Source organism: Pilimelia columellifera subsp. columellifera, assembly GCF_039532605.1.
Classification (GTDB): domain Bacteria; phylum Actinomycetota; class Actinomycetes; order Mycobacteriales; family Micromonosporaceae; genus Pilimelia; species Pilimelia columellifera.
In genome coordinates this window covers 1-15,689 of record NZ_BAAARY010000028.1, presented here as the reverse complement: position 1 = coordinate 15,689, position 15,689 = coordinate 1, and the positions used below count along the sequence as shown (strand labels likewise).

General features: G+C 66.0%; 17 protein-coding genes. 3 read left to right on the top strand and 14 right to left on the bottom strand.

All coding sequences use genetic code 11. The features are described from left to right. On the bottom strand, nt 1-2,028 hold a 2,028-nt coding region (locus ABD287_RS17115; RefSeq protein ID WP_344174330.1), incomplete at its 3' end, for a tetratricopeptide repeat protein. A gap of 185 nt (nt 2,029-2,213) precedes the next feature. Here ABD287_RS17115 and ABD287_RS17110 point away from each other — a divergent pair. Then, nucleotides 2,214-2,549, top strand: coding sequence for a hypothetical protein (locus ABD287_RS17110; protein WP_344174328.1), 336 nt, complete (start codon nt 2,214-2,216; stop codon nt 2,547-2,549). A gap of 80 nt (nt 2,550-2,629) precedes the next feature. On the opposite strand, the gene ABD287_RS17105 is transcribed toward ABD287_RS17110, so the two are convergent. Together ABD287_RS17105 and ABD287_RS17100 are read right to left on the bottom strand one after the other, a co-directional pair. After that, a complete protein-coding gene (locus ABD287_RS17105) occupies nt 2,630-2,833 on the bottom strand; it encodes a hypothetical protein (protein WP_344174326.1) in 204 nt (67 codons plus the stop codon). Nucleotides 2,834-2,858: 25 nt separating this feature from the next. Further along, the gene (locus ABD287_RS17100; protein ID WP_344174324.1) at nt 2,859-3,437 is read right to left on the bottom strand and encodes a hypothetical protein; all 579 of its coding nucleotides are present in this window, start codon (nt 3,435-3,437) and stop codon (nt 2,859-2,861) included. A 714-nt stretch (nt 3,438-4,151) separates the two neighbouring features. Between ABD287_RS17100 and ABD287_RS17095 the strand changes: the two genes are divergently transcribed. Beyond that, nucleotides 4,152-4,832: a hypothetical protein gene (locus ABD287_RS17095; protein WP_344174322.1), complete on the top strand. Its 681-nt coding sequence runs from the start codon at nt 4,152-4,154 to the stop codon at nt 4,830-4,832. Nucleotides 4,833-6,133: 1,301 nt separating this feature from the next. Here ABD287_RS17095 and ABD287_RS17090 read toward each other — a convergent pair. Then, nucleotides 6,134-6,592, bottom strand: coding sequence for a hypothetical protein (locus ABD287_RS17090; protein WP_344174320.1), 459 nt, complete (start codon nt 6,590-6,592; stop codon nt 6,134-6,136). 196 nt (nt 6,593-6,788) lie between these two features. On the opposite strand from ABD287_RS17090, the gene ABD287_RS17085 reads away from it, so the two are divergent. Beyond that, on the top strand, nt 6,789-7,454 hold the full coding sequence (locus ABD287_RS17085; RefSeq protein ID WP_344174318.1) for a recombinase family protein: 666 nt from the start codon (nt 6,789-6,791) through the stop codon (nt 7,452-7,454). A 167-nt stretch (nt 7,455-7,621) separates the two neighbouring features. Here the strand turns inward: ABD287_RS17085 and ABD287_RS17080 are convergent, their stop codons facing one another. The 10 genes from ABD287_RS17080 to ABD287_RS17035 form a co-directional block, all read right to left on the bottom strand. Then, nucleotides 7,622-8,071, bottom strand: a complete 450-nt coding sequence (locus tag ABD287_RS17080; RefSeq protein WP_344174316.1) for a hypothetical protein — start codon at nt 8,069-8,071, stop codon at nt 7,622-7,624. Further along, nucleotides 8,068-8,883, bottom strand: coding sequence for a ParA family protein (locus ABD287_RS17075; protein ID WP_344174314.1), 816 nt, complete (start codon nt 8,881-8,883; stop codon nt 8,068-8,070). The genes ABD287_RS17080 and ABD287_RS17075 overlap by 4 nt, the downstream gene beginning before the upstream one ends. A gap of 143 nt (nt 8,884-9,026) precedes the next feature. Further along, a complete protein-coding gene (locus tag ABD287_RS17070) occupies nt 9,027-9,398 on the bottom strand; it encodes a hypothetical protein (protein WP_344174311.1) in 372 nt (123 codons plus the stop codon). A 171-nt stretch (nt 9,399-9,569) separates the two neighbouring features. Beyond that, entirely contained in the window at nt 9,570-9,815 is a 246-nt protein-coding gene (locus ABD287_RS17065; RefSeq protein WP_344174310.1) for a hypothetical protein, read from the bottom strand. A gap of 256 nt (nt 9,816-10,071) precedes the next feature. Further along, nucleotides 10,072-10,278 (bottom strand): ArsR family transcriptional regulator, encoded by a 207-nt coding sequence (locus ABD287_RS17060; RefSeq protein WP_344174309.1) that lies wholly within the window; start codon nt 10,276-10,278, stop codon nt 10,072-10,074. Nucleotides 10,279-10,289: 11 nt separating this feature from the next. Then, nucleotides 10,290-10,610: a hypothetical protein gene (locus ABD287_RS17055; RefSeq protein ID WP_344174307.1), complete on the bottom strand. Its 321-nt coding sequence runs from the start codon at nt 10,608-10,610 to the stop codon at nt 10,290-10,292. A gap of 795 nt (nt 10,611-11,405) precedes the next feature. Then, complete coding sequence (locus ABD287_RS17050) at nt 11,406-12,620, bottom strand: hypothetical protein (RefSeq protein WP_344174306.1); 1,215 nt, start codon at nt 12,618-12,620, stop codon at nt 11,406-11,408. After that, nucleotides 12,617-13,390, bottom strand: a complete 774-nt coding sequence (locus ABD287_RS17045; RefSeq protein ID WP_344174304.1) for an ATP-binding cassette domain-containing protein — start codon at nt 13,388-13,390, stop codon at nt 12,617-12,619. Before ABD287_RS17045 ends, ABD287_RS17050 begins: the two co-directional genes overlap by 4 nt. Nucleotides 13,391-13,464: 74 nt before the next feature. Continuing rightward, the gene (locus ABD287_RS17040) at nt 13,465-13,779 is read right to left on the bottom strand and encodes a hypothetical protein (protein ID WP_344174301.1); all 315 of its coding nucleotides are present in this window, start codon (nt 13,777-13,779) and stop codon (nt 13,465-13,467) included. 272 nt (nt 13,780-14,051) lie between these two features. Beyond that, nucleotides 14,052-14,843 carry a phospholipase A2 gene (locus ABD287_RS17035; protein WP_344174299.1) on the bottom strand — a complete coding sequence of 264 codons (792 nt, stop codon included), beginning with the start codon at nt 14,841-14,843 and terminating at the stop codon, nt 14,052-14,054. Nucleotides 14,844-15,689: the final 846 nt, after the last annotated feature.

Sequence of the window (15,689 nt, the reverse complement as noted above, 5' to 3'; positions counted from 1 at the left end):
CAGGGTGTGGGGGTGGTCGGCGCCCAGCACCCGTACCTGGTCGGCGAGTAACTGTTCCATGGCGGCGGCCGCGCCGTCAGGATCCCCGGCCTCCCCCCGGCAGTAGGCCAGGTTGTGGCGGATGGTCAGGGTGTCAGCGTGGTCGGCGCCCAGCACCCGCACCCGGTCGGCGAGTAACTGCTCCATGGCGGCGGCCGCGCCGTCAGGATCCCCGGCCGCCCCCCGGCACCGCGCCAGGCTGTGGCGGGTGGTCAGGGTGTCGGGGTGGTCGGCGCCCAGCACCCGTACCTGGTCGGCGAGTAACTGTTCCATGGCGGCGACCGCGCCGCCATGATCCCCGGCCTCCCCCCGCCAGTGGGCCAGGTCGTGGCGGGTGGTCAGGGTGTCAGCGTGGTCGGCGCCCAGCACCCGCACCCGGTCGGCGAGTAACTGCTCCATGGCGGCGGCTGCGCCGTCAGGATCCCCGGCCGCCCCCCGCCAGTAGGCCAGGTTGTGGCGGGTAGTCAGGGGGTCGGCGTGGTCGGCGCCGAGGCGTTCGGTGGCTGTGGTGTGGAGTTGTTGGAAGTGTTCGGCGGCGGCGGTGACCTGACCCACGGCGCCGAGGCTGTATCCGACCTGGAACAGGACCGGGTGGCCCCGGTTGTGCCAGAGGTGGTTGTCGCTGGTGGTGTTCAGGGCGGTGGTGTTGGTGCGGTAGGTCTGCTCGACCTGTGGGTTGTTCGCGATCGGCGGCCACGCCGCGACAAGGGCATCACCGACGGCCCATGCCAATTCAGCCCGGGTGTGGGCTGGGGTGTCTTCTCGGACGGCCCGCTGCACCAGCCCGTGTACGCGGACCAGGTTGGCGTCGATGGTGAGCAGGCTGAACCCGTGCAAGAGCTGTAGTGCGTTGTCGATGTCGTCACGCCAGTCGGCGCGTTGCTCTGGGCTTTCGGGCGCAGGTGCGCCGGTAATGGTGGCCAGGTAGTCGATCATCGGGTCGGTGCGGAAGAACGCGGTGGGGATGCCGTCGGGAGATAACAGGGCGGCGGCCTGCAGCAGCGGTAGGGCGAAATTTTGCGGTTCGAGGGCGTTGGCGGCGTCGATGGAGATGGCGAATGTCGCCGCGACGGTGGCGTTGTAGCCGTCGGGGAGGGCGTCGGTAGGTGGTAGCAGCTTGGCCAGGGCGCGCCGTTGGTCGGTCAGCTTGCGCCGATACGCCGCGCAGGTCATGGTCGGGCTTCTGCCGATGAAGCCTGCGGCCTGCGCTAGCGCCAACGCCAGATTGCCCAGATCCTCGGTCAGCCCGGCGGCCTCATCCAGGACCACCGGGTCGTCGCCCAGCACCCGACGTAGATAGGCGTGCGCCTCACGCGGGGTGAAGACCCCTACCTCGACCAGGACCCGCCCGGTGGCCGGGCCGGTCAGGACTGGGTCGCGGCGGCGGGTGGTCACCACACACCGGCCGGCCGGTGTGTGCGGCGGCCACAGGCCGGTCAGATCCGCTGGGGACTGCAGATCGTCGAGGACTACCAGCCACCGCAGGTCGGCCTGCGCTTTAGCTGCCAGCCAGTTAACGAACCGGGCCGCCCCGGCCTCGACCGTGTCGTCTTCCACCCCGGTCACATCCGCCGCGGCCACCGCATACGCCTGCTGCACCGCCTGCGGCGATGATGCCGGCGCCCACACCAACAAGTCCAGCAGGTCCTCACCCCACAGCCGGTGGGCCAGCGCGGCAGCGACCTGCGTCTTACCGACCCCACCCATCCCGGTCACCACCTGGCCGGCTACGACCGCCGTTCCACCACCGGTCAGCGCGTCGAACAGTTGCCGGTCCTGGTCACGGTCCTGCCTCCCCGCAGCCAGCGCCGGCGCCGCCCCCACCCGGTGCGGCAGGCTCACTGGATCGCGCTTGACGTTGTTGATGATTACCCGGCTGTTGTCCCTGGCCTCCCCGATGAAGCTGCCCGAGACGGGACCGGTGAGCTGGACAGGTGGGGTGGAGCCGTCGTCGGGGGCCCCGGCTGCCGTCAGGTCACTGGCCCTCACTACGACCGTTGTGGATGATCACCCTCGCGCTGTCCCGCGCGGTACCGATGAAGCTGCCCGAGACCGGGCAGTGAATAACCGGGCCCGCCGGCAACGAGTCCGCTGCAGGAGGATCCGTCGTCGTCGACGGCGGTGACGCCGGGGCACCCGCCACCGTTGGCAAGCGGGGGCGGCGCAGCGCGACTATGGCCACCACCAGCCCCGCGATCGCGCATGCCGCGGAGACCACGCCGCACACCAGCGACACCCACTTCTCCGCATCCTCCAACCCCAGACCCCGCAACACCCACACCAGACCCACGACGCCGGCACCACCTAGCCCGGCAGCGGCAAGCCACAACCCGAAGGTCGACCGGTGGGATGACGAGACAGTCGACGACGTCATCGGCTCAGTGTTCTCGACCCGCGCGACAGGCGTCCACTTCGATCATCAACCCGAGCTCGCGCCCTCGACCCTGCGTTACCCCGTCCGAGTGACCGCGTCCAGCTCAGCCCACCCCGCCCTGGCTTCGGAGGTGTGAACTGACACCGAATGTCGACGGGAACTGGCACCGGTCTGGGCCGGCTTACATGATCAATGTCGATGAGAGCTGACACCACTTCAGGCGCTGGCGTCGTCCTGGGGAGCCCTGCGATGAGAGCCCCGGATTTTGAGTCCGGGGCTCTGGGTGTTGACGGGCGGAGTTAGGCGGGGCGCGGGGACGGCGGCGCGGGCGGTGGTGGTGGTGGGTGCCAGGCGGTAGGAGTCGGCGCCGGTCTCCAGGATGTTGCCGCCGAAGGTGAGCCGGTTGCCGTCACGGCTCACCGTGTGACGCCATCGTCGGCGGCGGCTAGTCGACCATCCGCATGAGGTCGCCGACGGCTCGGTGGGCGCCGGCGTCTTTGACGGCGTGTTCTAGGGCGTCCATCGCCCTGGCCAGCAGCACGCCGCCTTCGGCGCTCTCGCCGTCGGCGCGTAGCGGGTTGATCGAGATCTGTTTGGCGTGGGTCATCGCGCCGAGCGCGGCCGCGGTGGCCCGGATGGTGCGCACCAGCACGTCGCCGCTGCCGACGTCGCCGGCGCGGGGGAACGGGCCGCCGAAGTCCAACTCGTTGAGTGCCATCGCCAGTTTGTTGGTCCGCCATTGCAGCAGCGCCCACTCGTCGACCTCGTCGCCGCAGCGCGCGCCGGCGAACGCGCCCAGGGTCGCGTCGGCCAGGTCGCGGGGTGTGGCGCCGGTCTGGCGGGCGGCGTCGTCGGCGCGGGAGGCGTGTGCCTCGAACACCCCGACCAGGGTGTGGGCGAGTTTCGCGGCGATCAGCTCGCCGCTGTTCCCGTCGGCGGCCGCGGCGTCGAAGTCCAGCTCAATGTGTGTGCCGAACTTGGCCAGTAGCTCGACCATTTCGTCGGTGTCCATCACGCCAGCCATCGGTCCTCCATGACCTCACCCGCGTCCGCCCGCCCGGGGGTTGGGCGTGGGTCGCGTACGGCGGGCACCGTACCGCCGCCGGCGTGCCGCGTCGACCACGGCCGCCGCGCGGCGGTTCCGTCACTGGTCGTCGGTGACGGTTTCGGTCGGGTCGCTGTGCCGCACAGGCAGGGGCGGTGTCAACTCTCATCGACATCGACATCGACATCGACATCGACTTCACCGTCGCCAGAGGCGGTGTCCACCCCCACCTACAAACGGTGTCGGATCCCACCTACATAGCCACCGCCCGGCACCCGAATCTCAATCCTGGATCGCCATGTCCACCACGAACCGGCACAGGTGCAGCTGGGCGGCCACGGTGACCGTGTCGGTAGGCCCTTGCCGACGGCTCTGGTTCTCGCATTCCGGCCACCCCGCTGCGCGCGGAGCAAGTTGAAGTAAAAACCCGGTTTACGGGCCTGGCTCCGCAGTTCGGCCTCGCTCCGGTGGACCTAGGCATTGTTAACGTGTTGGCCTGTCAGTGACAGGTACGGCAGTGTCTAGTTTGACCGCGTGCCGCTGGTCATCTGGGCATGGTCGATGCCCCACGGTGTGTGGCGTGCCGGTTCTGAACTGGCGTGCGGCGTGAGCCGCGCCGCTGACTAGCCCGGAATCGACACACCTCTGGCACTACTAGTGCGTTGACTTGTCAGTGACGGTTATCGTGCCGGCGTGAGCGATGAGCAGGACCAGGCGCAGCCGCAGCAGCGTGTCTACGAGCGGCCGTTGATCGTGTTGTGCCAGTGGTGCGGGGAGGCGCTGTTGACGCCTGGGCGTGGCCCGGCGCCGCGGTACTGCTCGCGTCCGAAGAGCTGCCGGCAACGCGCGTATGAGCTACGCACCGCGCAGGCCCGCGCCGACGCTGACGCCGCCGCCGGCCGGCTGCGTGAGGAACCGGTACGGCAGGTGATCGAGCGCGTCGTTCAACCGAAACACCCCACGATGGCTGGGGCGTGGGTGGCCGCGTTGGAGGCGTTGACCAAGCAGTTGCGTACCGGGCCGCTGCGTCATCAGCCGCACCACCACGGGCATATCGCTGCGGCGTTGGCGGCCGCGGCCGCGGCGATTCCCGCCCAGCACCGGCCGGCGCCGGCGAGTGTCGCGCCGCGGCCGCCGGTGGAAGGCAGCGCGGTGTGGCAGGCGTTGGCTAAGTCGCCGGGCGGGTCGACCAGCGTCACGTTGGAGCGCCTGGCGGATGCGGCGCGCACGTCGATCGACACCGCCGCCGCGGTGCTGGTGTCACTGGCGGCGGCCGGTGAGCTACGAATCCACCGGGGCGATAAACCGATCGTCGACGTCACCACCCTGGCGCCGCACGCCCGGTTCACTGTCACCGTCATCCGCCGCCGGTAGCCGCAGTTCCGGCCGCGACGGCGCTGCTGGATGGCCGTCGCGGTCGTCCGGCTGCCGCGCCGTCCGACGCCTGCGGCGCCAGTCGGTGGCCTCGGCCGCCGGTAGACCGGGCTGTTGTGGCGCGCCCAGATACGAACCACTTCGTACATTTTGCCGCCAGCGACGGTGAGGACGCTGGGCGACCCGCGAGCCTGCCGAGACCATCGTCGTGCTTATCCGCTTTGAGCCAAGAACGCCGGAGGGTAGGTTTATGTACCTATTTATGTCGTACGAAACGGGGGAACAAGCATTTAAGGTTTATTGGCCGTTTTCCAAGCCGAATGGTTCCTTGATTTAATCCTCGACCGAACGAATGAAGGGCGTTGCTGAAAACTCTTGGCCGAGTCCTGAAAATAGTTCTCGCGACAGTTCTGATGTTACCCATTCAGCGCTCGATCTAGTTACTGGAGATCTTATGAAGAGGTTAATCACCGCCGCCGTAGTCCTCGCCTCGTTGGCCGCTACCTTCATTGCATCGCCGGCCAAGGCTACCGGGAAGAATTACAAAGGTGGGGTTGAGCTTTGGTTCACCGCGCCTAAGCAAATCAAGAAATGCCGTCTCGTCCGCCTCCAAGCGGATGTCTTCTCCGCGGGCGAGTCGGATGTTTATTGGGTGGGCTTCCAGTTTAAGCGGACTGGCACATCACGCTACGTCAACAAGAGGATTAAGAGCGTGAAGGGCGGGCAAGCTCGAGCGTTCCCCAAACAGTGCTTTCCGGGAACCTGGCGAGCGACGGTGTTCGTCGGAGATTGGACTGGCCCAAGCGTGACTAGGTCCGTGAAGGTCCGACGCTAGGGCCAAGCAGCCCACGTCGACGTCACCACCCTGGCGCCGCACGCCCGGTTCACCGTCACTGTCACCCGCCGCCGGTAGCCGCAGTTCCGGCTGGGACGGGCGCTGCGGGCGGCCGTCGCCGTCGCCTGGCTGCCGCGCCGTCCGACGCCTGCGGCGCCGGTCGGCTTGCCATCGGGTAGCCCAGGCCGCGGCCGTCGTACGCCGGCACTAGCGCACCGACCGGGGTGGACCAGGCCATGCCGCGTAGTTGGTCATCTTGTCGCTGGCAGCCGCTTTCACTGGCAGTGCAAGAGGTGTCCCGTTGACGTTGTGTGAGCGCCTGTGGTGGTGGGGGGTCGGGCGCACCAGGCGCGGAACAGTGCGCTGGTCGGGCTGTCGGCCAGGGTCGGCTCGACTTCGTATCGCACGCCGTCGATCACGGCGTAGAGGCGGGGCCAGCGGGTCCGGCAGATGCACGCCGCCCCGTTCATGCCAGATCCTCGTTGCGCGTTTCGGCGTCGGCGTCGGCGTCTGGGTCGGGGGCGCGCCACTCGCGGGGTTTGGCGCCGGTGGCGTCGGCGACCTGCGCGACGTCGCGATGTCCGTAGGCGGTGCGCACGCCAGAGATGGACATGCCGGTGGCCGCGGCAAGGTCACTGAGGGTGTAGGGGCGGGGCTGGACGAACTCGCGGCCGTACGCGAGCAGTTCCCGGATCTCCTGCTCGGCCAGTTCCTTCGCGCGGCGGGCTTGAGCCAGTGCGGAGATCAGCGGGTCCTGCTCGGCGTGCTCCCATCCGATCCGCAGGTTCTCCAGGGCGTTCTCCTGGCTCTCGGCGACCAGGTCGCGCAGGGCGAGGAAGCCGTCATCGTGTTCCTCGCCCTGCTTGGGCTGTGGGATCGGGTGCAGGATCGCAGCGACGTCGGTGAAGGTGTCTCGAATACTCATGCATGCATTCTGTACACTCAATTGCGTTGATCGCAAGTGTTTACGGGGATCGTATTTCCGTCCAGTCCCATAAACGTTCGTATCCGGGACGGTCGCCAGGCGGCGGACTTCCCGGCCCAAATCCGTCCCGAAAACTAGTCCCTAAACTGGGTGTCGCTCACCGATGTTTCGGGACGTTTGCGGGACGATTCGCGGCATGACCGCCCCCGGCTCGCCGTATGACAACAGTGTCCGCATCGGATACGCCCGCGTCTCCACCCGCGCCCAAGACCACCAGGCCCAACTCGACGCCCTGGACGCGGCGCACTGCCGGCAGGTTCTGGTCGAGACCGCCTCCACCCGTGGCGACAGGCCGAAGCTGACCGCCGCCCTGGAACTGCTGCACGCCGGCGATACGTTGGTGATCTACAAACCCGACCGGGTCGCCCGGTCAATGAAGGAACTGCTCGTCTTCCTGGAAGACCAGCTCCACGCCCGCGGGATCAACCTGCACATCCTCACCGGCATCTGCGCCGGCATCCACAAACCGGCCGGCGCCACCATCGCCGACAAGATGCTGTTCATGGTCGCCGCCATGGCCGCCGAAATGGAACGCGACCTCATCCGCGAACGCACCCTCGACGGCCTACGCGCCGCCGCCGCCCAAGGCCGCCGGGGCGGCCGGCCAATCACAGTCACCGACGACGTCCTCGCCATCGCCCAAGCCCGACAAGCCCGCGGCGAATCCGTCACCACCATCGCCCGCCACCTCGGCATCGGCCGCTCAACCCTCTACCGGGCGCTGCAACCCGCCGACATCGAACACGCTGCGGCGCCGGCCGTACCCCAACCACGTACAGCATCCGCACCGCAGCCGAAGTAGCCAAGATCAACAAATTGGCGGGCTGGGACAGCTACCCAAGCGCAGGGCCGACACCGACCGGCAGACCGCTATCGACAGCCTGCCACCGACCACTGACCCCGCCAAGATCAAATATGGATGCTCCGAACTTCGTTACTCCGGAGTTCCGAACTTCCGGAGTCTGTTAGTTACCTGTTCATTACGTCTTTCAATGAAGCGAGCAGCTCGTCCTCGGTGTTGCCCTTGAGTCGGTCTGCGCGGTCGAGCAGGAGGTCGACGGCGATCCGGATCAGGGTGTTGTCGGTTAGGCGTTCGCCGCCGCGGCGGGTCCGCTGGCGGGCGAGTTGCCGGGTGAGGACGGCTAGCGCGTCGACTTGGTCCATCCGCAGCCGGGATTCCTTGCGCACCATCTGTAGGTACCGCGGGGCTTCGCCCGCGTCCTGCTCGGCCTGTGACCGCTTACGCGCCTCCGCACGAGACTCTGTAAGTTCCGGACTCCGGTAGTCCGGAACTCCGACAGTCTGTTGGTTGGCTGGCGGAGTACCGACGACGGGCGCCTCGACGGCCGCGGTGAGGGTCGGCATGATGCCGGAGGAGCCACCGGGGCGGCTGCGCTGCAGCTTGGGGGCGGGGGTCATCGGGGCACCGTCATCAGTTGCTTAGCGAGCTGGGTGAAGACGGCGGCCATCTCCCGGCCGGGTCCGGTGCCGAGGGAACGAAGCGAGGTGGGCATGTCACCGGCGTCCTTGATGGCGGCCCGCTCGGGGACCTGTGGGCTCCAGAGCAGCTCACCGAATAGCTCGGGCAGGCCCTCGATCTGGTAGGCGTGCGCGGTGATGTTGCCGCGGACGCGGGTGACGACAAAGCCAGCCATCTGCAGCTCGCCCGAAGCACCGGGCTGGCGCAGGCTCGGGCCGTGCTTGGCGATGAAGTCGCGGAAGCGGACCGCGCCATCGACACCGTCATACTCGGGTTCGACGGTGCATAGGGCGTGGGTGGCGGCCGCCATGCCGAGCTGAGTGAGGTGCCCCAGGCTCGGTGGGCAGTCGATCAGGGTGACGTCGTACTCGTCGTCAACGCCTGCCAGCGCGGTGTAAAGCCGGCCGATGGCGCCGATGACGCCGGCCTCGCTGACGCGGTTCTCCAAGTCGAACCGCGAGGGGATCAGGTCGATGCGCTCGGCGTAGTCACCGCTCCAGCCACACGCGGCGATCGCTGCAGCCGCGACGCCTTCCTGATCTATACCCGCCTTGACCACCTCGGCTGTCGTGGGCACTGGCTCGGCCGGGTTAAAGGGGCGGCCCAGCCTGCGGCTCGCGTTGGCCTGCGGGTCCATGTCGACGACTAGGACTCGGTGACCTTCCTCGGCCAGCGCGGCAGCGAGGTTGACTGTCGTCGCGGTCTTGCCGCTGCCTCCCTTGTTGTTCCCGATCACCACGCGATAAGGCATCTGATCTCCTGACTTCCGAAGTCCGGAACTTCGGAAGTACCGGAGTCCCGATGCGGACCGTACCAAGGTGCGCAGCCTCGTTCAGCGACGGTAAGGGCTGCGCACATGGACCTGGGACCGCGCCGGGCCGACCAGGTGAGGCATCAGTGGCCCGCCGTTCCGACCTCACCGGCCCCCGACTGGCGGTCTTCGGAGATCTGCCACCGGCCGAGTTCGTGGTTGGGTTCGGTCTGGCCTAGGGGTGGCATGGTCGGCAGCGGTGGTAGATGCCTGGCCAACGCGTACATCGCGGCGAGCGCGGTGCGTGCGGCATCTTCTGAGCCATAGCGCCGCTCGACGCGGCCGTGGCCCGCTGGCGCGGCGCAGTCGTGCAGGCTCACGCTCCACACCCCGGAGCCGTCCATGTGCTCCCACAGTCGCACCAGCAGGTGGTAGCTGAGGTGCTCGGATCGGTGTGGCCGTTCCTGGCCGGTGACGAACCAGCCCGCTGCGCGTAGCTGCGGAATCCCTGCCATGAGACGACCCTAGTCGAACACTTGTTCGATTGATCATGGAGGGTTCGTTCCTGAACTAGAAATCGCCGTCAGCGCCGTCAGCCGCAGCGGAATCGGCGGGCTGGGACAGCTACCCAAGCGCAGGGCCCAATAGGGGAGTCCGATCGCTTGATCGCCGGGTTGGCAGGATGCTCAGGCGGCGACGGTCTTCAGCGTCAGCGCGCCAGCGGTCTCGCGGGCCCACCGCATGCGTGTCGCAGCGGTGGTCATGCAGTCGCCGTACGCGGCGGCCAGGCGGTCGGCGCACCCGTCGGTCCCCAGGCGGGTGACCGTGTCGGTGACGGCGTCCCATACCTGTGCGGGGGTGGGCTGCTGGGAGGGCTGCAGGGCGGAGGCGAACACTGCTTCGGCGGTGAAGTCGGTAACGGTGCCGATCATGTCTGCCTCCTGGCGTTCGTGTCCCCCGTGCTGCTGGTACCTACTCAACGCCTGCCCGGTTGTAGGACAACACCAGGCACGGTTGCCGCTCGGTTGCCCACCAGCCGCCGTCAAGCCAACCCCGCTCCGCGGTGCCACCGCAAACACAACCACCAACGGCTCTGCCCCCGAAGCTCGGGGGCAGAGCCGTTCACCATTCCAAGATCAAAGATTTGGCCCCCTGGGACAGGTCCATGAGGAGCAGCGGAACCGATAGTCACGACAAGCCTGTTGCTGCTTGCTTGAGGTGTCGGTAGATGGTGGGGCGGGTGACGCTGAACTCGGCGGCGATCTGGGCGACGGTGTGGACGCGGCGGCCGGTGTCGTCGGCCTCGTCGTACATCTCCCGCGCGATCTTCGCGCTGCGCCTGGAGGTGGCTCGGATCAAGGCCCCGGCCGGGCCAGGACCGTTGGATACTGCCACGTAAGGCGTTGTCAGCGGCCTGTCCAGACATCCCAGTAGATGTCCAGGAGCTTATGGTCGCACTCGTGGGTTTTGCTCCACTCGCCTTCGATGGTTAGGTCGTTCACCGTCCAGTCGACTTCCCAATCACAGTTAAATCGCACCTCCGAGAAGGTGACACGCCCACCACTGGTCTTGCAGGTCAGTTTGCCCCACGTGTTCTGAATGTTTTTCGTGCATTTCACTGTGGGCTTTGCGGCAGCGTTCGTCGTGGACACGGCGTAGGCCGCGCCCGGCTGGATCAACGCAACGAGGGCAATGACGCCCAACGCAATGCTCGAAAATCGACGCATCATTACTCCCTAAATCGCGCCTGCAGGAGACAGCTAAGTCGCCTTGATGCGTTTAGGTTAGTGCCTCCGGTGACCATATAGGAACTACCAGAACCAGGCTTATCGGATAAATCGGGCCGGTAGTCAGCTATACGACAGGGTCTGCTGAGTTAGAGATTCATGGACCCTGGATGGCTTCGTCAAAGTAGCGAAAGTCCGTGCCCGCATTGTGCTCAGGGGCGAGCGCGTCCTTGACCAAATGTGGCATACAGCACGCCCGAGGCTAGAGTAATAGCGACGGAGAAGGTATTGGCCAACATGTCATCTGCGGCGCCCAGTTCCCAGAAGATGAGTGATAACACAGGGTCTGCTCGCGGCAACTGGGAGATCACGATTGCCTTACATGCGATCACTCCCCAAAGCACTGGCCCAGCGGTTAAATATCCGAGGAGCAGCCCAGCGGCAAGCGCGATCGTGAATGATCGACTTGGGACGGTCGATTCGCCGGGTCTTAGGGCAATTGTTCCCAGTGCGAGTAGGGCGTAGAAAGCGACTGTCAACGCGCGGGCTAAAGCCAGTCCGCGGTGGCGTGTTTCGAGAAATGGAACTCCTCCGTGCAGCCCAAATATTGCGCCTAGCGCGAGGACCATGGGCAACACCGTGGTGTCATGTTCTAACGGGAATGGCCATTCTGCTGGCCCGTATGTTTGCCAGAGGTAGCACGATGCGACACCAGCACAAATGAAGATGTAGGAGTGTAAGCCGTGTGTGCGTAACCACAGGGCGGGAATCTGCGAGGATATCGGCATTGCGCGGTCAGCAGCGTGTGAGCGCTTGGTAGCGCGTCCGGTGTGTGTCGAGATCTGACAATTCTTTATCCTTGACGGCGGTAAAGAGATCGTTGAGGAATGATCGTAGCGGATGGTCGTCTAGCTGATTTTCTATTGGAATTCCGCATCTGTCGGCGTAGTCGCTGAACCATTGCCCGGCTAGTTGCTCGGCGACATTATCCAGGTTGGCGATGCCTCGCCCGACTTCGATAACGCCTTGGCCACCGACGGGGTTCGCCTCGCCAGGCTGACGTGCCATTCCGTACTCTAGGTATGAGGTGACGCCTTGCGGTAGCGCGCCGGTGACCAGTACCCCAGCGTCGACCATTCGGGAAAGTTGGCCGAGGTACCGCTTGTGGTCATCCCAGACACAGACGCGGGCTTCGCCGCGGTGGCAGATGCCGTGGGCGCTGGTGTTCGAGGGGATGAAGACTGGGCCGGCTGCGCTCATGCCCGCGACCGCAGCTGCGGCCACGATGGCGCTGGCGGCGATGCCACTTGTCAGGACTCGGAATCTGGCGCCGGGTCGTGGATCCCGGGCGCCCCAGCCGTAGACGGCGGCGATTGTTGCTAGGGCGGTGAGCAACGCGGCGGCCCACAGCAGCTTCCACAGCAGGAGGGTGAGGTTAGGTTCAGCCCAGTTGGGCGCCGGCGCGTACAGCAGGAAGAGGTTGCGCACCTGGGTGGGCGCGTGCTGGGCGCCGGCCATGAGCGGTACGTGCACCGCCACGGCCACGAGCAGCGGCGTGACAAGCCGGGGCCAGATTGCACCGGCTAGAGCGCCGAAGGCGACGGCGACAGTCAGGATGATCAGCCCGGTGGCGATGTTCGCCAAACCTAGCCGCATTCCCGGGCTCGCTGTGGCCGTCACGGCGAGCGCCACTGCTGTCAGAACCAGGTAGCCAAGTGCTGCCCACGCGGTGAGCGTCACGGTACGCATTGCCCACAGGTGAAGCGCGGGTCGGCTGCTCAACGGGTCCAGCGCCGCAATGCGGCGGCGGTGTCGTATCGGATACACGGCGGCGGCGACGGCGGCGCAGACAGCGGCGATGTACGCCGTCTTCTGCAGAATCATCGCGGTGGTGAGTAGGGGCGAGCCGTACCAGTCGGTGCGGCGCGGGATCAACAAGAGAGCCCCGAGCAGGAGGACAGCGGCGGCAAGCGCCGGTCCGGCGCCCCGCCGGAATCCGAGGTTCGTCACGCCCGCGCTCCCTGGGTCTTCTCGACTAGGCGCAGATAGCCCTGCTCAGCTGCGCTCATGGCGTGGCCGTCCGTCGGTGCGCCGCCGGCGGCCAAACCGATGTCGTTGAGGTCCTGTGGGGTGCCAGCGAAGTGAACCTTGCCTGCCAGGAACACCAGGACTTGGTCGCAGGTGTGGACGACGTCATCAACGATGTGCGTGCTGACGATGACGAGTCGGGAGGCGGCGAGACCCCGAAGAACTGCTCTTAGCTTGACCCGCTGGGCAGGGTCGAGTCCGACCGTCGGCTCGTCCAGAATCACTACGGCTGGGTCATGAACAAGCGCCTGGGCCACGCCGACGCGCTGGAGGGTCCCGCCGGAGAGGGTGCGCAGCCGGCTGCGGGTGTGCTCAGTCAGCTCGAGCTGGGTGATCGCGGCGGCGACCGCGGCGCCGGTCCGTCGTTTGGGCAGCTCCCGTAGCCATGCGGCGTAGTGAAGGAATTCCTCGACCGTCAGGCCACCGGGGTAGGGAAAGTTCTGCGGCTGGAAACCGACCCGTTGACGAGCCCGCCGCACCGTCCGAAGGTCGCGGACCTCGGTGCCAACAATCTCCAGCCGGCCAGTCTCTGGGGGACGGACCAGCGCCAACGTCTCGAGCAGCGTGGTCTTGCCAGCCCCGTTTGGCCCGAGCAGCCCAACGACGCCACGGTCGAGCCTCGCCGAGAACTCGTGCACTACCCGCCGGCGACCGTACCCTTGACACAGAGCCTGCGCGTCAAGCGTCGTCATTTTGCGAAGCTCCCTGCTCGTGGTCGTCGTTCCGGGCGACAGTGTAGCTAGCCCAGAACGACGACCTTCGATCGCTAGATGGTGACGTCAATGCCGAGGATTTTGTGATCGCACTCATGCGTCTTCGACCATGTGCCTTTGATCACCTGATTCTCGATAATGAGGTCGAGTTCCCAATCGCAGTCGAACCGGACTGACTTGATCGTCACAGGGCCACGACTTGCCGTACAGGTGACTCGACCCCAAGTCTGGCGAATTTCCTCTTTACAGTCCACCGGCGCCATCTCTGCGGCAGGTTCAGAAACGGGCGACTGGGCATAAGCGGGCGTAGCGGCCAGTGCTCCAGCGAAAGCCATCGCCATCGCGGTCACAACATGGGCAAACTTCACGACAACTCCTAGTGAGACTTGAACGATTCAGGAAGAGCGGTTCAATCGCTGTGTGACAGCACCGACAGCGGCGACGATACCGCCAGCCACAGCCAAGAAAGCGCCCAACAAAATGACAAACCCGAGACCGATATCGGGGCCACCGCCGGTCACACTCAGCCCCAGAAAGGCGACCGCAGCGACAAGGCCAGCGGCGAGCATCCAAAGACCGATTCGCGTAGTACGGGACATGTTCAACTCTCCGGTCGATCTAGAATTGCGGAATGTCTAGTTCAGGACTGGCTGCTGGTTCGCGGACGTAGATCGTCACCGCCGGCGGTCACGGCTGCCCAGTAGGTGTTGGCGATACCGTGGCAACTAGTGCGCTTAACCCCCGGGCCGTAAGCATGGTCACAGTTCTGGGTCAGGTGCTTCTCCAGCTGATTGTCGCACTCCTTCTTGTGGTTGCCTGGCCGGGCGTAACACTGATCGTGCCGTGCGCATGGACCACGGAAGTCAGCGCTGTACCACTCATCGGGTGAATGGGTGCAGTAGTCGTGCAGAGAACCCCGGTCCGGGTCATACAGGTAGTTGCTCGGGACCGTCACCTTGCTCGGCCCAAGCGGCGTGCGACTGCTATCGCCGCCGACCGCAGAGTAGACAGGGTTAATGGTAAGAGGGAAAGCTGTGCCCGCAGAAACATCCACAGTTTGCACGATAGCGGTTCCCTCAATGCGATAACTAGTGATCACCTGCCGCATATTTGCATCATTCGCCCATGGCTCGTCCCAGGCGCCTACCGTCTCACCGCGGCTGTTCTTTACCAGAATATGGCCGGTGATCTCGCTATCGCTACCGCCGACGGCAGCCAACTTGCCGCCGGCTGGAACCCCAGCATCGAACCGGAAGGAATGAGGCGCTTCCGGAGAAGCAATAATCTGAGGGCCACCGACACCAGCCTCGCTCGAGATGGTGACCATCTGCTGCGAACTAAAAGCAGGAGTCGCCGCTGCAGGTGTTCCCGCCATAGCGGCCACAGAGCCACAACCGATGGCGAGGGAAAGGGAAAGAGCTAGAAGCTTCATGTCATTCTCCTAAAGTCTTGCGGATGTGGCAGAAAGGAACCTAACGCCGCCATCGATGAAAGTCGCCATTCGGTCGCCTAGCCGACAGAACGAACCTGATCTTCTGCCCAGCGCCCACTGCCGGGCTCAGGCCCGGTCGGCCACGCAGGCTCGGGTGATCAAGCGCTGAACGTGCCGGGTTCCAGGCCAGCCACCAGGACTCTGCGGCAAAGTGCGGCACCGGCCGCAGCGGGCGCAGCGCGGATGAACCACCGCTGGCACTGCCCGCGGTGGCGTAGGGCCGGTCCATCAGGACAGGCGCACCCGCGCTCGTTTCGGCCGCACCGACGCCAGGTCCACGGCCGCCGGGGCGACGTCGCCGGTCGCGGTCTTGCGTGGGGCCGTGTTCGCCGCGGTCATCGGCGTGCCGGCACCGGCAAGACGGCCCTGATGGCCGCGTTCCGGGCCGCGCATGAGGCCGTCGGGCAGAGGGTCGCGATCAGGGCCCAGACTGCGTGACTCTGGATGCTCCGAACTTCGTGACTCCGGAAGTTCCGAACTTCCGAACTTCCGAGGTCTGTTAGTTACCTGTTCACTACGTCTTTCAATGAAGCGAGCAGCTCGTCCTCGGTGTTGCCCTTGAGCCGGTCTGCGCGGTCGAGCAGGAGGGGCCCAGCAGTGCTGGTGGACGCTCCCTGCGACGTGACCCCGTTGCAGCGACACCACTGACATGACGGGCATCGGTGCATCGAGCCCGGCGCCCGGTTCCTGGTTCGGCGCTCTGCTACCCGGAAGAAGCGTGCGCCTCAGGTTGACATCAAGCTGGTTGAGCTTGGAGGGTGATCGTCTAGTGAGGACGGAGTTACT

Bases quoted from the DNA above. Each gene is read 5' to 3' on its own strand.
- ABD287_RS17110 (WP_344174328.1), top strand. From the start codon at position 2,214: ATGGCCACCACCAGCCCCGCGATCGCGCATGCCGCGGAGACCACGCCG.
- ABD287_RS17100 (WP_344174324.1), bottom strand. From the start codon at position 3,437: ATGGCTGGCGTGATGGACACCGACGAAATGGTCGAGCTACTGGCCAAG.
- ABD287_RS17090 (WP_344174320.1), bottom strand. From the start codon at position 6,592: ATGAGTATTCGAGACACCTTCACCGACGTCGCTGCGATCCTGCACCCG.
- ABD287_RS17085 (WP_344174318.1), top strand. From the start codon at position 6,789: ATGACCGCCCCCGGCTCGCCGTATGACAACAGTGTCCGCATCGGATAC.
- ABD287_RS17080 (WP_344174316.1), bottom strand. From the start codon at position 8,071: ATGACCCCCGCCCCCAAGCTGCAGCGCAGCCGCCCCGGTGGCTCCTCC.
- ABD287_RS17075 (WP_344174314.1), bottom strand. From the start codon at position 8,883: ATGCCTTATCGCGTGGTGATCGGGAACAACAAGGGAGGCAGCGGCAAG.
- ABD287_RS17070 (WP_344174311.1), bottom strand. From the start codon at position 9,398: ATGGCAGGGATTCCGCAGCTACGCGCAGCGGGCTGGTTCGTCACCGGC.
- ABD287_RS17065 (WP_344174310.1), bottom strand. From the start codon at position 9,815: ATGATCGGCACCGTTACCGACTTCACCGCCGAAGCAGTGTTCGCCTCC.
- ABD287_RS17055 (WP_344174307.1), bottom strand. From the start codon at position 10,610: ATGCGTCGATTTTCGAGCATTGCGTTGGGCGTCATTGCCCTCGTTGCG.
- ABD287_RS17045 (WP_344174304.1), bottom strand. From the start codon at position 13,390: ATGACGACGCTTGACGCGCAGGCTCTGTGTCAAGGGTACGGTCGCCGG.
- ABD287_RS17035 (WP_344174299.1), bottom strand. From the start codon at position 14,843: ATGAAGCTTCTAGCTCTTTCCCTTTCCCTCGCCATCGGTTGTGGCTCT.